Raw genomic sequence first — 17,507 nt, 5'->3', positions numbered from 1 at the left:
TGTCCCCCTTTTATTATTTTATGTAATATGCTTTGTGATAATATATATTTTGGAATTATCACTGAATGGTGATTTCCTTCTGAAATCCTTATGTCTTAAATGATTATTTTTACAACATATATAGTATAAGTTTAATTTAAATTTTATTTTATTTTTTTACATTTATTCAATTATAATCCATTAAATAATTAAACTAAGCTCAGCCCTTTATTATTTATTCTAGCTTAATAAAAGTTTCCCATTTGCCTGAACTTTTTATATCTATCTTCTAATAAAAGGTTAACCTCTCTATTCTTTAATTCTTCAAATGCATTTTCAATTATTTCTTTAATATTTTTTGCTGTTTTACTAGGAGTTTTATGTGCTCCACCTCTAGGTTCTCTAATAATGTCATCAATTATATTAAAATCTTTTAAATCTTTAGCTGTTATCTTCATAACAGCTGCTGCTTCTTTTGCTCTACTTGAATCTTTCCATAATATTGACGCAAAACCTTCTGGGGAAAGAATTGAATATATAGAATGTTCCAACATAAAAATCTTATCAGCAACTGCAAGTGCTAAAGCTCCACCACTTCCGCCTTCGCCTGTTAAAATAGATATTATAGGTGTTTTTAGTCTGCTAAGTTCAAAAAGATTATTTGCAATAGCTTGTCCTTGGCCTCTTTCTTCAGCACCAATTCCTGGAAAAGCTCCTGGAGTATCTATAAAACATATTACAGGTCTTTTAAACTTTTCAGCCTGCTTCATAAGTCTTAATGCTTTCCTATATCCTTCAGGATTTGGCATTCCAAAATTTCTTTCTATATTTTCAACTGTGTTAGATCCCTTTGTAATTGCTATTACTGTAACACTTATGTCATTAAGTGATGCAATACCTCCAATTATAGCTTTATCATCTCCATAAGTTCTATCACCATGAAACTCAATAAAGTCTTTAAATATTGTTTCAATATAATATTTTCCAGTTGGTCTATCTTTATGTCTTGCTATTTCAACACTTTCCCATGGTGTTACATTTATCTTTATCAAATCCTTATTCATAGTTTTTCACCTCATGTAAAACAAGAATTTTATGTATTAATCCCCTCATATTTCTTCTCGGTACAATTCCATCTATAAAGCCTTTTTTAATTAAAAATTCTGCTTTTTGAAAATCATCTGGAAGACTTTCTTTAATTGTATTTTCAATTACTCTTCTTCCTGCAAAGCCAACAAGTGCATTCGGTTCACTTAGGATAATATCTCCCTCCATAGCAAAGCTTGCTGTCACCCCCCCAGTTGTCGGATCTGTAAGTATGGTTATATATAAAAGTCCAGCTTCATCATGCTTTGCAATAGCTGCACTTATCTTTGCCATTTGCATTAATGAAAAGATACCTTCCTGCATTCTAGCTCCACCTGAGGTTGTAAAAATTATTAATGGCAGTTTATTTTCTGTCGCATATTCTACAAGTCTTGTAATCTTTTCTCCAACTACCGTTCCCATACTTCCCATCATAAAGAAACTATCCATAACTGCACCTGCTACTTCAATTCCATATACTTTTCCAATTCCAGTAACAACAGCTTCTGTACTATTTGTTTTTCCACCCTTTAGTTTTTCTTCATAATCTTTAAAGTTTAACGGATTTGTAGTTCTTAAGTTTTTAAATAATTCTCTAAAAGTATGTTTATCAAAAAATATTTTTATTCTATCTTCAGAATTTAATCTAAAATGATAATCACAATTAGGACAAACATATTTAGACTTTTCTAAATCTTCAATATAAAGCATAGAATTACACTTATCACATTTTTTCCACATTCCCGATGGAATATTAGGCTTATTATCGGAATGGTTCTTTTTTACTATTAAATGTTTAACTACACCATATTTCTTCTTTTTGAATAAGTCCTTAAGCATTCTTATTCACCATCTTTTCTGCTAAAAATGAAGTATCGTAATCCCCTTCTAGAAATTCTTTTGTTTCAAGTATAGATAACTGAAAATCAATATTAGTCTTAACTCCACCAACTGCAAATTCTATCAAAGCTCTATTCATTTTCACAATTGCTTCATTCCTATGATTTCCGAAAGTAATAAGCTTAGCTACCATTGAATCATAACAGTGTGGTATTTTATACCCACAATATATTGCTGAATCAACCCTTACCCCCATCCCCCCTGGAATGCAAAGTTCTTCTATTTTTCCTGGACAAGGTCTAAAGTCATGTTCTGGATCTTCTGCATTGACTCTGCATTCTATTGCATGCCCTTTTATTTTTATATCATCTTGAGTAAATTCAAGTTTTTCTCCTGCTGCTATCTTTAGTTGTTGCTTAACTAAATCAATACCTGTAATCATTTCTGTAATTGGATGTTCTACTTGTATTCTTGTGTTCATTTCCATAAAATAAAAATTATTATCTTTATCAAATAAGAATTCTATAGTTCCTGCATTTTTATAATCTACTGCAAGAGCTGCCTTTTTTGCAATTTCACCCATCTTTTCTCTTAATTCTGGCGTAAGTACATTAGATGGAGCTTCTTCTAAAACCTTTTGGTTTTTTCTTTGCATAGAACATTCTCTTTCACATAAATGAATTACATTTCCATGTTCATCTGCTAATATTTGAAATTCAATATGCTTTGGTTTTTGAACAAATTTTTCTATATATAAAGAATCATCTCCAAAACAAGCCTTTGCTTCTGCTTTAGCAGTTTTAAAGCCTAATAAAAATTCTTCATCATTATGAGCAATTCTTATTCCTTTTCCACCACCACCAGCTGATGCTTTTATCATTATTGGATATCCAATTTCTTTTGCTATTTCTAAGGCATGATTTTCATCTCTTATTTCGCCCTCATATCCAGGAACGACAGGAACTCCTGATATTTTCATTATCTTTCTAGCTTCTGCTTTGTTTCCCATCATTTCTATTGTTTCATAATCAGGCCCAATAAATTTTATGTTACATTGTTTACACATCTTTGCAAATTTTGGATTCTCAGATAAAAATCCAAAGCCTGGATGTATAGCATCAGCTCCTGTTAAAACACATGCACTTAAAATATTTGTTATATTTAAATAGCTATCTTTAGGCATTGCAGAACCAATACACACAGCTTCATCAGCTAATTGAGTATGTAGAGCTTCTTTATCTGCTTCTGAATAAACTGCAACTGTACTTATTCCCATTTCTCTGCAAGCTCTAATTATTCTAACTGCAATTTCGCCTCTATTGGCAATTAGTACCTTCTTTAACATTGCTCTCACCTATCCTACTTCAATGCAAAATACTATCTTTCAATTGATTAATATTAAGCATATCTTATTCCCCCTTGACTTTAAAAAGCGGTTGCCCATATTCTACCATTTGGTTATTTTTAGCTAAACATTCAATAACTACACCATTAACATCACTTTCTATTTCATTCATAAGTTTCATAGCTTCAATAATACAAATAATCTTTCCTTTATTTATTGTGTCACCTTCTGTTACAAATGCTTCGCTTTCTGGAGAAGCTGAAGAATAAAAGGTTCCAACCATAGGTGAAGTTATAACCTTTAAATTTTTATCTTCTATCATAGTTTCCTTTTCAGACTTTTCTAATTCATTCACTTCAACTATCTGAGTTTCAACTTTTTCTTTTTCAATTGTTTCTTTAATTACTGGCATGTCAGCAATACTATTACAACTCTCAAATTTAGTAGAATTATTGGAAATACTTCTATTTAATGATTTATCCATTCTTATATGTTCATTTCCATTTTTAATCTCAAAAAAAGCCAAGCTTGAAGCATCTACCAATTTAATTAACTGTTCAACCTTCTCAAAATCCATAAAAACCTCCAAATTAATCAGTTATGAGTTAGGAGTTAAGAGTTTTGAGTAATTTTAGATATATTCTTAACTTTTATCCTAACTTCTTACTTCGTATCTAGTGTTATTTCCATTTTTTTAATAATAATGTTGCATTATGACCGCCAAAGCCTAAGGAATTAGTCATTGCATATTCCAAATCTTGCTTTCTTCCTTTGTTAGGCACATAATCTAAATCTAACTCTTCATCTTTTGTTTTATATCCAATTGTTGGTGGTATAAAACCATCTTGAAGTGCTTTTGCACATATTATTGTTTCAATTGCACCTGCTGCTCCTAAAAGATGTCCTGTCATAGATTTTGTTGAAGATACTGGTATTTTATAAGCGCCTTGTCCAAAAGTTTTTTTAATAGCTATGGTTTCAAATTTATCATTTAGTTCTGTTGAAGTACCATGAGCATTTATATATGAAACTTCTTCTAATTTTATTCCAGCCTCTTCTATAGCACACTTCATGGCTCTGGAAGCACCATTTCCTTCTGTGTCTGGGCAAGTAATATGATATGCATCACAAGTTGAACCATAACCTACAATTTCAGCAATAATATTAGCCCCTCTCATTATTGCATGTTCTAAGGCTTCAAGGATTACGACTCCAGCTCCTTCTCCCATTACAAATCCACTTCTATTTTTATCAAAAGGAATAGATGCGTTTGCTGGATCATTACTAGTATTCAAGGCTCTCATGCTATTAAATCCAGAAATGCCAAGTCTGGTTATTGCCGCTTCAGTACCACCTGAAAGCATTATATCTGCATAGCCATGCTTTATTGATCTAAATGCATCTCCAATATTATTTGTTCCAGTTGCACATGCAGTTACAGCTGATGTACATGGTCCTTTTAAACCATATTTTATAGCTACATTTCCTGCTCCTAAGTTTATTATTGACATTGGTATAAAAAATGGAGTTAATTTGTTTGTTGCACTCGTATAAAGCTGAGTGACTCCTTGTTCAGTAGTTTCATAACCTCCAACACCAGACCCTAACATCACTCCAAATCTCTCTTTATTTATTTTATTTAAATCTATCCCAAAGTCTTTTATAGCTTCGTCAGATGCGGCTAAAGCAAACTGAACAAACCTATCTAACCTTTTTACTTCCTTTTTTCCAAATATAATTTCAGGGTTAAAATTCTTTACTTCTCCCGCAATTTTTACATCCATCAATTCTTTATCTATTGCAGTAATGAAATCTATCCCCAACATTCCTTCTTTTGTACTATTCCAAAAGGTATCAACATTATTACCAATTGGAGTTAAAGCACCCATTCCAGTAATAACAACTCTTCTTTTCATATTTAAAGTTTTCCTCCATTATATTGACACTTCGACATCAACTTATACTACTATATTCCTGCCCTTATCTATATCCAAATTGCGTGAACAAAACTTTTGCTTCATCAAATAGTTCTATAATCATTTCTTTACAAGTTTGTTCTCTATTAATAAGCCCAGCTATTTGACCAGACATAAGTGATCCATTATCAATATCTCCATCAACAACAGCTTTTTTCAGCGCGCCCACACCAAGTTTTTCCAATTCTTCAATTGATGCTCCTTCTTTCTCTAACTTAAGAAAATTCCTTGTAAGCTTATTTCTAAGAACTCTAACAGGATGACCAGTTGGCCTTCCTGTTACTTCTGTGTCTATATCCTTAGCACTTAATACTTTGTTCTTGTAATTTTGATGTATTGTGCATTCTTTGGCTACTAAAAATCTTGTTCCAACTTGAATTGCTTCTGCTCCAAGCATAAATGAAGCTGCAACCCCTCTACCATCTCCTATACCACCTGCTGCTATAACAGGTATATTAACAGAATCAACAACTTGAGGAACTAGGGCCATGGTTGTTAATTGACCTACATGCCCTCCTGATTCAGTTCCTTCAGCTATAATTGCATTAGCTCCCGCTTTTTCCATTCTCTTAGCTAGTGCTACTGAAGCAACTACTGGTATAACCTTTATGCCATGAGCTTTCCACTTCTCCATATACTTCCCTGGGCTTCCAGCTCCAGTTGTTACTACTGGCACTTTTTCTTCACAAACTAGATCTGCTATTTCATCGGCATTTTCTGTCATTAGCATTATGTTTACGCCAAAAGGTTTATTTGTTAGTTTCTTAGTTTTTTGTATTTGTTCTCTTACCCATTCAGTTGGTGCTGCTCCTGTTATTATTCCTAATCCTCCTGCTTCACTTACTGCTGAAACTAAAGAAGCATCTGCAATTCTCGCCATAGCCCCCTGAAATATAGGATATTCAATTTCTAATAGGTCGCAAACTCTATTGTTTTCCATTATAAACCCTCCTAAAACTATGTAAATTTTATTAGTATGATCGCCATCCGAACTACAGACAAAATTGAATCTAGTATTATTTACTTTTTTCTACATACTCTATAACATCTTTGATTGTTTTCAATCCTTCCACATCTTCTATTTGAATTTCATACTTTTCTTCAAGATCAGTTATTATTTGAAATAAGTCTAATGAATCAGCACCTAATTCTTCAAAAGTTGTTTCTAAGCTCACCTCTTTCTCTTCAATCCCTAATTGTTCACAAATCATTCCCCTAATTTCTTCAAATAACATAGTCAATTCCTCCATTTTTTTAATTTAATAATTCAACTCTATTTATGAAATAATATAAATAGAAATAAACCTATAATTTAACATGAAATTTATACAAATTTTAAAAATTTATGTTTTAATTGGATTATATAATAACAAAAAACATAATGCAACAAATATTTATTATTTTTGTTGCATTATGTTTTTTTAGCATAATATATTTTTTGAAAATAAAAGTTTTTTTAATTTCTTGTTAATTAGTGTTATAATCATTTATAATAACTAGTACAAAATTCAAATTAAGGTGGTTAAAATGAAATTCTTAACTAATGGTCAAAAACTTAAATCAACAAGAAAGTATTTAAAGATGAGGCAAGAAGATTTAACTGATGATAACATTACTAGAGGACTAATTAGTATGATTGAGATAGGGAAAAGAGATTTGAACAGCAAAGTTGCTTCAACTCTAGTTGAAAAATTTAAAAAAAGAGCTGAGGAACTTGATATTTCCTTAGACATAAGCTCTGAATTCTTACTACGATCTCCAGCAGAAGATGCTGAATTATATTGTTTTAAAAAAATTGAAGAAATTAATAATGTTACAGAAATAAATCAACTTCTAGAAATAGCTGATAAATTTAATTTAACAAGTATAAAAGCTATTTGTAATGAGAAATCAGGAGATTATTATTATAGTGAAAAAGATTACTATAATGCTTTTTTTTATTATAATTGTTCAATAGACATTTTAAAAAATATAAATCAAAATGAAAAAATAGCTCATCTATATTTAAAAGTTGGACTTTGCAATGCTATGTTATTAAGTTATGCACAAGCATTATCATTTTTTCATTTATCAAACGAATATGCAAAAATGTATAAGGATAAAACAATAGAAAAAAGATCGTTATACAACGGCTCAAAATGCTATATGGAATTAAAAAAAACTGAAGAAGCTTTAAAATATATTAATCTTTACCTGACTTTAATTAACAAGGAAAATGAATTTATTGACTATGTTAACGCTATCATCCTTAAAGCGAATTGCTATGAGGCTATGTTTAATTATGATATTGCAATAACTACATATCAGTCCTTATTAAATGAAATTACATCTGATATTCCTCCACTAGGATACATTTATAACAATCTAGGATTAGCGTATTTAAACAAGGATGATCTTACTAATAGTCTAAAATATTTTAATATGGCCGAAGAATTTAAATTAAAAACTAATACGACAAATTTATCTCATACAATCATTGAAAAATCAGGAGTTTTTATTAAGCAAGGTCTTTTAAATGATGCAATAGAATTAATAGAATCGGGACTAAGGCTAGCTGAAATTTATATTGATTATGAATATATATTAAAAGGAATTTCTGAACTTGCACGTATATATGAAATTCTTCATAGCACTTCAAAATTAAAAGAACTGTACTTTAATCTTATTAAGATCCTTAACAAACTTAATAAACATAAAGAATTAACTATAATTTATAATAAGCTATCCATTATATATTTGGAAGAAAATAACATTGATGAAGCCAAAAAATATATATTAATGACATTAGAATTAAATAAAAATACGCCACTTACAAACTATATTTCATAATAATTTAGATTTTAAATGTTAAATTTTAGTTAATGCCACAAAATTTAAATTATAATTGTTGCATTTTAAAAATATTTTGTAGTATAATGCAATTGAGGTGATAATATGAAAAAGAAATTAATAAAAGGCGTATCTCTATTTTTATCTTGCTTTGCGCTAACTCTAGTCTTAAATGCTACTACTGCAAAAACTAATAATTCAAACCCAGCAAAGGTGCATTTAGACGAAAGTGCTCCATGGGGCTAAAATTATTTAAATTTGTTAATACATATTCAAATAATTTTCAAGTCAATTATAACTAAGGATTTATGCCAATATACTTGACATAAATCCTTAGTTCATTTTTACATTTCTGTTATTTGGAAGGATTTAAGTTAATAATGAAAATATATGCATTAAAAATAAATCAAACCATTCCACAACCATTATTTAATAATTTATTATCTTTTTTATCTGAAGAAAAACAAGAAAAAATTAATAAATTCATAAAAACAGAAGATGCTGACAGGTCATTAATTGGAGATATCTTAATTATGGAAGCTCTACTTTGTGATTTTCAAATTCGAAATATAAAATTTAACTACAATGCATATGGTAAACCTTATTTAATAAATGGTCCTCATATCTTTTTTAATATTTCACATTCTGGCGACTGGGTTGTATGTGCTATTAATGATTGCGAAATAGGTATTGATATAGAGAAGGTTGATAGATTTGATTTAGATATTGCAAAACATTTTTTTTCAGAAAAAGAGTATTTTGACCTTATTAAAACTGCTCCTCTAAAAAGAATAGAGCATTTTTATGATTTATGGACCTTAAAAGAAAGCTATATTAAAGCCTATGGTATGGGGTTAAATCTAGATTTGCGTTCCTTTTCAATTGAAATTAATAAAAATAAATTTATACTTCAGACAAAAAATGATTTTACAAATTGCTTCTTTAAACAATTTGATATTGATAAAAATTACAAACTTTCTGTTTGTACAATAAAGGATTCCTTTCCAAGAGAAATTATATTAAAAAACTTATACTCTTTAAATCTACTTGAACAAATAAAAACTTAAAATAAGTATTAGATTGTACTTAATATCTGAACATTTAGTAATAGTGAAAGGAAAAATATAACTATGAAAGAAATCAAACTTTTTTGTTTCCCTTATGCTGGCGGTTCCTCAGTTATATATGAAAAATGGAGAAAATTTTTATATCCTTCAATTAAATTAATTCCTATAGAATATGCTGGTAGAGGAAATCGATTTAACAAACCTTTATTAGAAAACATAAATGATATTTTAGAAGATATATTTCTTATTATAGAAAAAAGTTTAGATAAAGGAGATGAATATTCATTATTTGGACATAGTATGGGAGCTCTTATTGCTTATGAACTTAGCTATAAATTAATATCTGAAAATTTCAATTCACCTACACATGTTTTCTTTTCAGGCAAACTAGCACCTCATATAGAAAATAGCTTTAACCCAATCAATAATTTAAACGATCTTGAATTTAAGCAAAAAATAGTACAATTAGGAGGAACTCCAATAGAAGCTCTAAAAAATGAAGAATGGTCAAAACTTTTCCTTCCAATATTAAAAACAGATTTCAAAGCTGTAGAGAATTATATTTATTGTAAAAAAGACAAACTTTTACCTTGCAATTTTTCTATTTTATATGGTCAAGATGATTTTTTAACAGCTAATAAAATTGAAGAATGGACATATCATACAAAAAAACAATGTACTTTTTTAAAATTTTCTGGAGGACATTTTTTCTTAAAAGACCACACTTCAGATATTACAACTTTAATTAACAATACTCTTTCTTTTAAATATTAACTATTATTTATATATTCACTTTTAAAAAAACTATTTTAAAAGCAACATAAAATGCTATAAACAAAGGAACCCACAAAAGTGAGTTCCATCATCATTTATATCTCTATACTTATTATTAATGTGACTATACTTGAAATGTACTTATACATTTCTTTAGCTCAGCAGCCAATACACTTAATTTTTCAACTTCATTTACAATATTTTCACTATAAGTTGCCTGTTCTTCTGTAGACGCAGTTACTTCCTGTGTACTTGCTGCTGTTTCTTCTGAAACAGCTAAAATTCTTTCCATATCTTGCTGAATATTTTCACCTGCATCTTTCACTCCATCCGTAAAATTAGAAACCTCCCTAATCTCTTTTGCTATTAGGTTAACATTTTTCAAAATATCATTAAATATTATTGAAGTATTTTCTACTGATTGATTTTGGCTATTAATAATTTCAGTTGCATTTTTAACACTATCAACTGCGGTATTCGTTGTATTTTGAATATCTTTTATAATCGCTTGAATTTTTCCAATTGATGCTTGAGATTCTTCTGCAAGTTTCCTAACTTGATCTGCTACAACTGCAAAACCTTTTCCCTGCTCTCCTGCTCTTGCAGCTTCAATAGCCGCATTTAATGCCAATAAATTTGTTTGCTCTGCAACACTTTCAATTACTTGTATAATTTGTCCAATTTGAACAGTCTTATCATTTAATACAAAAACTACTTTAGCTACTTCCTCAACTGCATTGGTGCTATCCTTCATCTTCAAATTTTGTGTCTCAACAATTCCGCTTCCAGTCTTAACTAAATCTTCTGCTTTAACTGATGATTCAAAAGAATTTTTACTGCTTTCTGCAATTTCATCAATAGATTCAACAATTTTGTTAATTGCACCTAATGTATTTTGAACGCTTCTTGCTTGTTCATCTCCTCCCATTGCTAATTGTGTTGTTGTCTCAGCAATTTGGCCAGCGACCATTTCAGCTTGCTTCGACGAATCCAATACATCTTTAGATGAAACTGTTACATTATCTGCTGCTAAAGATATTTGCTTAACTAATATTATTAAATTTTCTCTCATATCTATAAATGCTTTCGATAATTCACCAATTTCTCCACCAATATTTGTATGAAAATCATACTTTAAATTCCCTTGAGATAATTGTTTTGCTGCTTGCGTCAATATTAGCAATGGTTTAACCATACTTTTAGATAAGATAATTCCAACTATAATTGTAATTGCTAAAATAACTACTCCTATACCTATCATTTTAATTTTAATATTATTAATTGTAGAAAATGCATCATCTTGAGTTTGTCTTACTACAACTGCCCACCCAGTAATTGGAACAGCAGTATAACTTCCGAATACTTTTTCACCTCCATATTCATAAGAAATTGCTCCGGCTTCACCACTTAAAGCTCTCTTTACAACTTCCATATCCGAAACATTAGTTCTCTCTTCTTTCATTTTTTGATCGGGATGTACTAATATTTGACCTTGTTTATCAGTTACAAACGCGTATCCAGTTTCTCCAATTTTAATTTTGTTTCTCATTTCATCTATTACAGCTAAATCTAAAGTCCCACCTAAAACACCTTGAAGCTGGTTATTTTCATTAAATATTGGTACAGCTATAACTGCTGCAGGTTTTCCTGTTGTTTTCGAAATTATAACATCACTAACTACTGTTTTTTTACTTGATAATGCTGTTTTTATGTAATCTCTATCTGACAAATCATCAAATTGAGTTTTTCCATCTGATCTTGCTATTTGCTTCCCTGAAGCATTAGTTACAAAGATAAGTACAAAATCTGAATGTTTTTTATTTATTTGAGCAAGAAGTTTTGTTTGCTCTTCATTATTGTATAATTTTATGTCATTTGTTACTGCTGCAGATTCCAAGACTGAAGTATGTTCATTTAAAAACGCGTCAATTTTCTCACTTAATCCTGCTGATAATTCTTTTGTTGTATATGTTAGATTATTAGTGATAATAGAAACTTGTGAATTTGTTGAAATTATTCCTATTGTCACTGTAGATACAACAACAAGTACTATAAGTAATGAAATTATTTTTGTTCCTAATTTTAATTCCTTTATCAAAAAATTCATCTCCCCGTATTTTTAATTTCTGTAAAATCATATTTAATAAAAATAATAGGCCTAATATGTTATTGGCCTAACTGCAGTTAATGCAAACACAGGAATAAGTAAAATTGTAATCAATTTATACCCTAATTTAGTATTATTTAATAATTTAACCACTTTTCTCACCTCTCATAAATAAATAATTTTAATTTTAAAAATTTTCAGACACTTAAAAACAAAAAAATATATTTATATATAAAATATATCATAAAAATACCCATATTAGAATACAGCCTATGTATATTATAGTTATTTTTTGTATTTTTTGAACTCTTGATGCAAAATGTGCAATAATTAGTAAATATTTGATCTAATACTTTTTACCAAAGAAGAAACCGCAAATTTGCGGTTTTTCTTTCTAAATCACAAGAATTATTCCAATAATTGAGAACAAACCTATAGTTTATTTATAACTTTATCAATAAATATCCTAACTAATTTAGGATCAAAATGACTTCCAGAGTTTTGTAATAATTCTGCAATTGCCTCTTCTTTTTTTAATTTTTCTCTGTATTTTCTACTGTTTACTTCTGTTTCATAAGCATCTGCTATGCTTAAGATTCTTGCCATTAATGGTATTTCCTCACTTTTAAGACCTTTAGGATAACCAGTACCATCATATCTTTCATGGTGTGCAAGAACACTTTCAGCTAAAAATGCTATATCACTTGAAGAAGAAACTATATGATATCCTATTTGTGGATGCTTCTTCATTTCTTCCCATTCTGCTTCATTTAACTTTCCAGGTTTATTTAAAATATCCTTTGAAATAGCTACCTTTCCTATATCATGAATTTCCCCTAAAATTTCAAGTTCTGAAATTTTTTCTTTTGTCATTCCAATAGCTTCCCCTATTAACCTACAAATTTTTCTTGTATTCTTTGAATGTAATCCATCCTCTTCACTTTTTTCATGTAAGGTATTAATTATTAACTTAAGAGTCCTGCTCTTTGTACTTTTACTTTCAAGCATTTTTACTTTATACATCATTTCCTCAGCATTAGTAACTATCTTCATTATGTCTTCATCTTTGTCTTTTTTTGTATCATAGCCTAAAGAAATTGATATATTTAGTAATTCTATATTTTCCTTTAGACATTCTTCCTTTATTCTCTCACTTATTTGGGCAACATCTTCATATGAAGTTTTAGGTAGTAGAATAATAAATTCATCGCCACCCCATCTAACTAAAAGGTCACTTTTCCTACAAATTCTTTTCATAATATCAGCTGCTGATTTAAGTAATCTATCTCCCATAAGATGTCCAAACGCATCATTTGTAAGTTTTAAACCATTTACATCTCCCATTATAATAGATAATGGATAATTATCCATTTTATCTATATTCTCTATTTGATTATTGAAAAAGGTTCTATTATAAGCTCCAGTTAAACTATCATGATAAGTTACATAATCAAGTTCTTTATCTTTGCTAATTTTTTCAGTTATGTCTTTAAAACTAATTACAATTCCATATATATCCCCATTACTATCTTTCACTGGAGATATACTATATTCTATTGGAACTTCTCTTCCTGTTTTTGATTTAATAATATTCTTTCTTTCCTTTAATACTCCACCTTTATTTATAAAATCAAAAATGTCTTTTCCAGTACCATCACATATTCCTATAATCTCAAATATATTTCCATCAGCCAATTCATTTTCCTTAAAACCTGTAATCAACTCCGCTGTCTCATTAATAATCTTAATTCTTCCAGACAAATCAGTTGCAATTATTCCTTCAGTAATTGATACAAGTATACTTTTAAAAACTTCTCTTTCCCTTATTTGATTAGCTACATCAATATAATAAGCAATAAAATAGTATTTCTTTGGTGAATATGCTTGTACTTTATACCATTTTTTCATTTTTTTAGAATACTGCTCAAATTCATCTTCTAAATTGTTTATAGCAACATTCCCATATCTTTTTATTAACTCTAAATCACTATTATCCATACAAGGAGATAATTCCGTTATTTTTTTACCAATAATATCTTTTTTCTCTAAACCAATAAACTTTTCAAAGGCTTCATTAACCTCTATGTATTCATAATCAATCGGAACACCTTTGGCATCTAAAATTATTTTATGTAATGCATATCCAAAAGATAACTTTTTTAATATTTTCTTATGTTCTATACCCTCAATCATATTTGTTCATCCTTTCACTTTTTACATTTGTTTTTAGGCTATAATTTTATAATATTTAGATGCTTTTCTTATGTGCCACCAATACCTACTTAAATAAACTATTATTTTGTCTAATGAATGATTATTTTAGAAATATTTTCACTGGCAGCAATTTAACGGATTTTCTAGTAATATATAGGTTTTAAAGATAATTTTTATAATAATAAGATTATATCTTAATGCGACATAATATTCTATATTTTTTATTATTATTAACAATACTTAACTTAATTTAATAAATTAAAAAGATGCCATAGCAACAGCATCTTTCCATTTTCATATTTACTAGGTATATTTTAATGTTCATACCATCCAATAGGTCCTGGTGTTAAATTAATATTAATTTGTTTGATTTCTTGATATTCCTCTAAACCATGCACACCTAATTCTCTTCCATATCCACTCATTTTATAACCACCCCAAGGCGCTTCATTAAATGTTGGATTATAGCAGTTTATCCATGTGATACCAGCTCGAATTTCTTTTATCACCTTTAAGGCTCTAGTTCCATCTGATGTAAATACAGCTCCAGCTAAACCATAAACTGTATCATTTGCTAAAGCTATAGCTTCTTCTTCTGTCTTAAAGGTTTGTATTGTTACTACTGGGCCAAAAATTTCTTCTTTAACAATAGTCATTTCCGGTGTGCAGTTATCAAATATAGTTGGTCTAACATAATATCCTTCTGCACATTCTCCTTCTGTATAGCTTTCTCCACCACAAACTAAAGTTGCGCCTTCTTTTTTTCCTATTTCAATATATTTCAATACAGTTTCCATATGTTCTTTCGAAACCAATGGCCCCATATCAGGATTATTTACAGGATTTCCAATTGTCATTGCATTTGCTTTTTCTGCAAGACGAGCTACGAACTTATCTTTTATTGAATCCTCAATAATTATACGTGAGCCTGCTGAACAAACTTCTCCTTGATTAAAGAAAATACCAACCATTGCCCATTCTACCGCTCCTTCAAAATCAGCATCAGCAAAGATAATATTAGGTGATTTACCTCCTAGCTCTAAACCAACTTTTTTAAGATTTCCAACTGCTGCTCTTGCTATTCCTTGCCCAACCTCTGTGCTGCCTGTGAAAGTAACCATATCAACCTCTTTACTTTCAGCTATTTCTTGACCTACAGTTCCACCTGATCCTAAAACTAAATTTACACACCCCTTTGGAAGTTCAACTTCATCAAAGATTTCAAATAAAGCAATAGTTGATAATGGTGTATTTGAACTTGGCTTAAATACAACACTATTCCCTGCAGCAATTGCTGGTGCCAATTTCCAAACTGCCATTAAAAATGGATAATTCCAAGGAGTTATTTGACCACATACGCCAACTGGTTCATGAATTGTATAAGAATGCATTTCGCCAAAGCCATCATTAACATCATAAACTCCACCATAAGGTTTTGTAATTAATCCTGCATAATACCTAAAACAATGAATTCCATCATCTATATCCCCCTCAGCTTCGCGAAGCGGTTTCCCATTATCTATAGTATCTAGCATTGCAAATTTGTCTCTTTTTTCTGCAATCTTATCTGCAATTTTAAGTAAAATATCAGCTCGTGACTGAGCATTCATTCTTCTCCATTCGCCTTTTCCATAAAAAGCTTCCTTTGCAGCAGCAATTGCTAATTTTGTATCTTCAGTGCCACCTTCAGTCGTAAGAGCAATAATTTGTCCATTTGCTGGATTTATTACCTCTCTTGTTTTCTTTGAAATAGCTTCTACCCATTCTCCATTAATATACATCTTTTTAATTTCCATAATACACCTCACTTATTCAGTTTACAGTTTACAGTTAACAGTTGATTTTAGACAGTTTAATTTTTCAATTTACAGTTTACAGTTGTAGGAAACTAGTTCTCAATTTAAGGCTTATAGTTATTTGGACCAGGTCCATAGTTCACATTTGGACTTTAGGATTTTTCCTGGATTTACTTCTAGAACTTCTTTTCCTTTTACTATCATGACTCCATTGACAAATACATATTCTATTCCTTCTGGTCTTGTGTCTGTTGCTCCAAAGCAGGGGTAATCTGCTTTGTCTGCTATAACTTTAGGATCGAATACTAAAATATCTGCATCTGCACCAATATCAATAATTCCCTTATTTATTAATCCTAGGCGCTTTGCAGGCATATAAGTACATTTACTGATAGCTTCAATCAAACTAATTCTATTTTGTTCTCTTACCATAGTTCTAAAAAACTTAGGATATGTTCCTGCATCTTGTGGATGTCCTGGAATCCCTTTGTCATACATTGTCCCTGCATCAGTAGACACCATCATATATGGTTTTTCTAATATCTCAAAGACTTCAGATTCCATACCTACCATACCTATTCCAGTATCCTCAGGAAAATCTTTTCTAAGCTCTTCATACATTTCTCTCGTTAACCTCTGACCTCTATATTTTCCAGTTCCAGCAATTAAACTATTATAATCACAGCCCCATTTTTCAATACACCCTTCGTCAAAAACTGCACTTCCAATTGCAGTTGCAAACCCACTATATAAACCACTATCCACGGATATATCTAAACCCTCTCTTAACCCTTCTTCTATCATATGAAGAGCTTCTGTTGCCATCCCCATTCCAAATTGATAAACTAAATGTGAAATATTCACTACTGCTCCTGTCTTCCTTGAAATATCAATGGTTTCTCTTAATGAAGAAAGACCTCCATAACAATCAGCTCTTGTATGAATAGATATTAACTTTCCATATTTTGCTGCAACTTTTGCTAATTCTAAAACTTCTACCATAGAACTTCCTGGTACATATTCAAGACCAAAGGATAAACCACTAGCTCCCAAATTAAAAGCTTCTTCTAAAAGTTCTTTCATTTTCTCAATTTCTTTTCCATTTGCAGCTTTATATCTATCTCTAACCCCAACCTTCTCTCTCAAAGCAGTATGTCCTATTTGCTCTATTTGATTTATCAAAAAACTCTCATTTTCCTTAAAGAATTCTTTAAAGTTATTTGGCGACATTCCACAATTCCCATTGTATACAGTTGTAACGCCCATAGCTGCCAAGACCTTTGCACAATCTAAATTACCTTCAACATGAGCATGAATATCTATAATTCCAGGACATACTATTTTCCCTTCCACCTCTAATTCCATATTACCCACAATATTTTCTCTTGTTATTACACTTATTTTTCCATCCAATATCCCAATGTTTCCAACAGTACTTCTTAACCCCTTCGTATCTATTATTGTCCCATTTTTTATAACAACATCATATATCAT

At 30.0% G+C, this 17,507-nt stretch carries 15 protein-coding genes; 4 read left to right on the top strand and 11 right to left on the bottom strand.

Going from position 1 to position 17,507, the window contains the following annotated elements; all coding sequences use genetic code 11:
• Positions 1-224 precede the first annotated feature (224 nt).
• From L3B98_RS07325 to L3B98_RS07295, 7 genes are all read right to left on the bottom strand, one after another.
• Positions 225-1,043, bottom strand: coding sequence for an acetyl-CoA carboxylase carboxyltransferase subunit alpha (locus L3B98_RS07325; RefSeq protein WP_238916125.1), 819 nt, complete (start codon positions 1,041-1,043; stop codon positions 225-227).
• Positions 1,036-1,905 carry an acetyl-CoA carboxylase, carboxyltransferase subunit beta gene (gene accD / locus L3B98_RS07320; RefSeq protein WP_238916124.1) on the bottom strand — a complete coding sequence of 290 codons (870 nt, stop codon included), beginning with the start codon at positions 1,903-1,905 and terminating at the stop codon, positions 1,036-1,038. The genes L3B98_RS07325 and accD overlap by 8 nt, the downstream gene beginning before the upstream one ends.
• Entirely contained in the window at positions 1,898-3,250 is a 1,353-nt protein-coding gene (locus L3B98_RS07315; protein WP_238916123.1) for an acetyl-CoA carboxylase biotin carboxylase subunit, read from the bottom strand. The genes accD and L3B98_RS07315 overlap by 8 nt, the downstream gene beginning before the upstream one ends.
• A gap of 64 nt (positions 3,251-3,314) precedes the next feature.
• On the bottom strand, positions 3,315-3,827 hold the full coding sequence (accB, locus tag L3B98_RS07310; RefSeq protein WP_238916122.1) for an acetyl-CoA carboxylase biotin carboxyl carrier protein: 513 nt from the start codon (positions 3,825-3,827) through the stop codon (positions 3,315-3,317).
• Positions 3,828-3,930: 103 nt separating this feature from the next.
• Entirely contained in the window at positions 3,931-5,166 is a 1,236-nt protein-coding gene (gene fabF, locus L3B98_RS07305; protein WP_238916121.1) for a beta-ketoacyl-ACP synthase II, read from the bottom strand.
• Between the two features lie 64 nt (positions 5,167-5,230).
• Positions 5,231-6,166: an enoyl-[acyl-carrier-protein] reductase FabK gene (fabK, locus tag L3B98_RS07300; protein ID WP_238916120.1), complete on the bottom strand. Its 936-nt coding sequence runs from the start codon at positions 6,164-6,166 to the stop codon at positions 5,231-5,233.
• A 76-nt stretch (positions 6,167-6,242) separates the two neighbouring features.
• Complete coding sequence (locus L3B98_RS07295) at positions 6,243-6,461, bottom strand: acyl carrier protein (RefSeq protein ID WP_238916119.1); 219 nt, start codon at positions 6,459-6,461, stop codon at positions 6,243-6,245.
• Positions 6,462-6,753: 292 nt separating this feature from the next.
• Between L3B98_RS07295 and L3B98_RS07290 the strand changes: the two genes are divergently transcribed.
• The 4 genes from L3B98_RS07290 to L3B98_RS07275 all read left to right on the top strand — a co-directional run bounded on the left by L3B98_RS07290 (position 6,754) and on the right by L3B98_RS07275 (position 9,896).
• The gene (locus L3B98_RS07290; RefSeq protein ID WP_015393006.1) at positions 6,754-8,055 is read left to right on the top strand and encodes a helix-turn-helix transcriptional regulator; all 1,302 of its coding nucleotides are present in this window, start codon (positions 6,754-6,756) and stop codon (positions 8,053-8,055) included.
• Between the two features lie 105 nt (positions 8,056-8,160).
• Complete coding sequence (locus L3B98_RS07285; RefSeq protein ID WP_015393005.1) at positions 8,161-8,301, top strand: hypothetical protein; 141 nt, start codon at positions 8,161-8,163, stop codon at positions 8,299-8,301.
• A gap of 134 nt (positions 8,302-8,435) precedes the next feature.
• Positions 8,436-9,122, top strand: coding sequence for a 4'-phosphopantetheinyl transferase superfamily protein (locus tag L3B98_RS07280; RefSeq protein ID WP_238916118.1), 687 nt, complete (start codon positions 8,436-8,438; stop codon positions 9,120-9,122).
• Positions 9,123-9,185: 63 nt separating this feature from the next.
• Positions 9,186-9,896, top strand: a complete 711-nt coding sequence (locus tag L3B98_RS07275; RefSeq protein ID WP_238916117.1) for a thioesterase domain-containing protein — start codon at positions 9,186-9,188, stop codon at positions 9,894-9,896.
• Positions 9,897-10,020: 124 nt separating this feature from the next.
• On the opposite strand, the gene L3B98_RS07270 is transcribed toward L3B98_RS07275, so the two are convergent.
• From L3B98_RS07270 to L3B98_RS07255, 4 genes are all read right to left on the bottom strand, one after another.
• A complete protein-coding gene (locus tag L3B98_RS07270) occupies positions 10,021-12,003 on the bottom strand; it encodes a methyl-accepting chemotaxis protein (protein WP_238916116.1) in 1,983 nt (660 codons plus the stop codon).
• Between the two features lie 432 nt (positions 12,004-12,435).
• Complete coding sequence (locus L3B98_RS07265; protein ID WP_238916115.1) at positions 12,436-14,196, bottom strand: diguanylate cyclase; 1,761 nt, start codon at positions 14,194-14,196, stop codon at positions 12,436-12,438.
• A gap of 335 nt (positions 14,197-14,531) precedes the next feature.
• Complete coding sequence (locus L3B98_RS07260; RefSeq protein ID WP_238916114.1) at positions 14,532-16,013, bottom strand: aldehyde dehydrogenase family protein; 1,482 nt, start codon at positions 16,011-16,013, stop codon at positions 14,532-14,534.
• A gap of 117 nt (positions 16,014-16,130) precedes the next feature.
• Entirely contained in the window at positions 16,131-17,507 is a 1,377-nt protein-coding gene (locus L3B98_RS07255; RefSeq protein ID WP_238916113.1) for an amidohydrolase family protein, read from the bottom strand.

It is taken from the genome of Clostridium sp. YIM B02555 (assembly GCF_022320955.1).
Lineage (GTDB): Bacteria > Bacillota > Clostridia > Clostridiales > Clostridiaceae > Clostridium > Clostridium saccharoperbutylacetonicum.
Note: the sequence above shows the minus strand (reverse complement) of the source record. Positions and strands in the feature narration are given on the sequence as shown.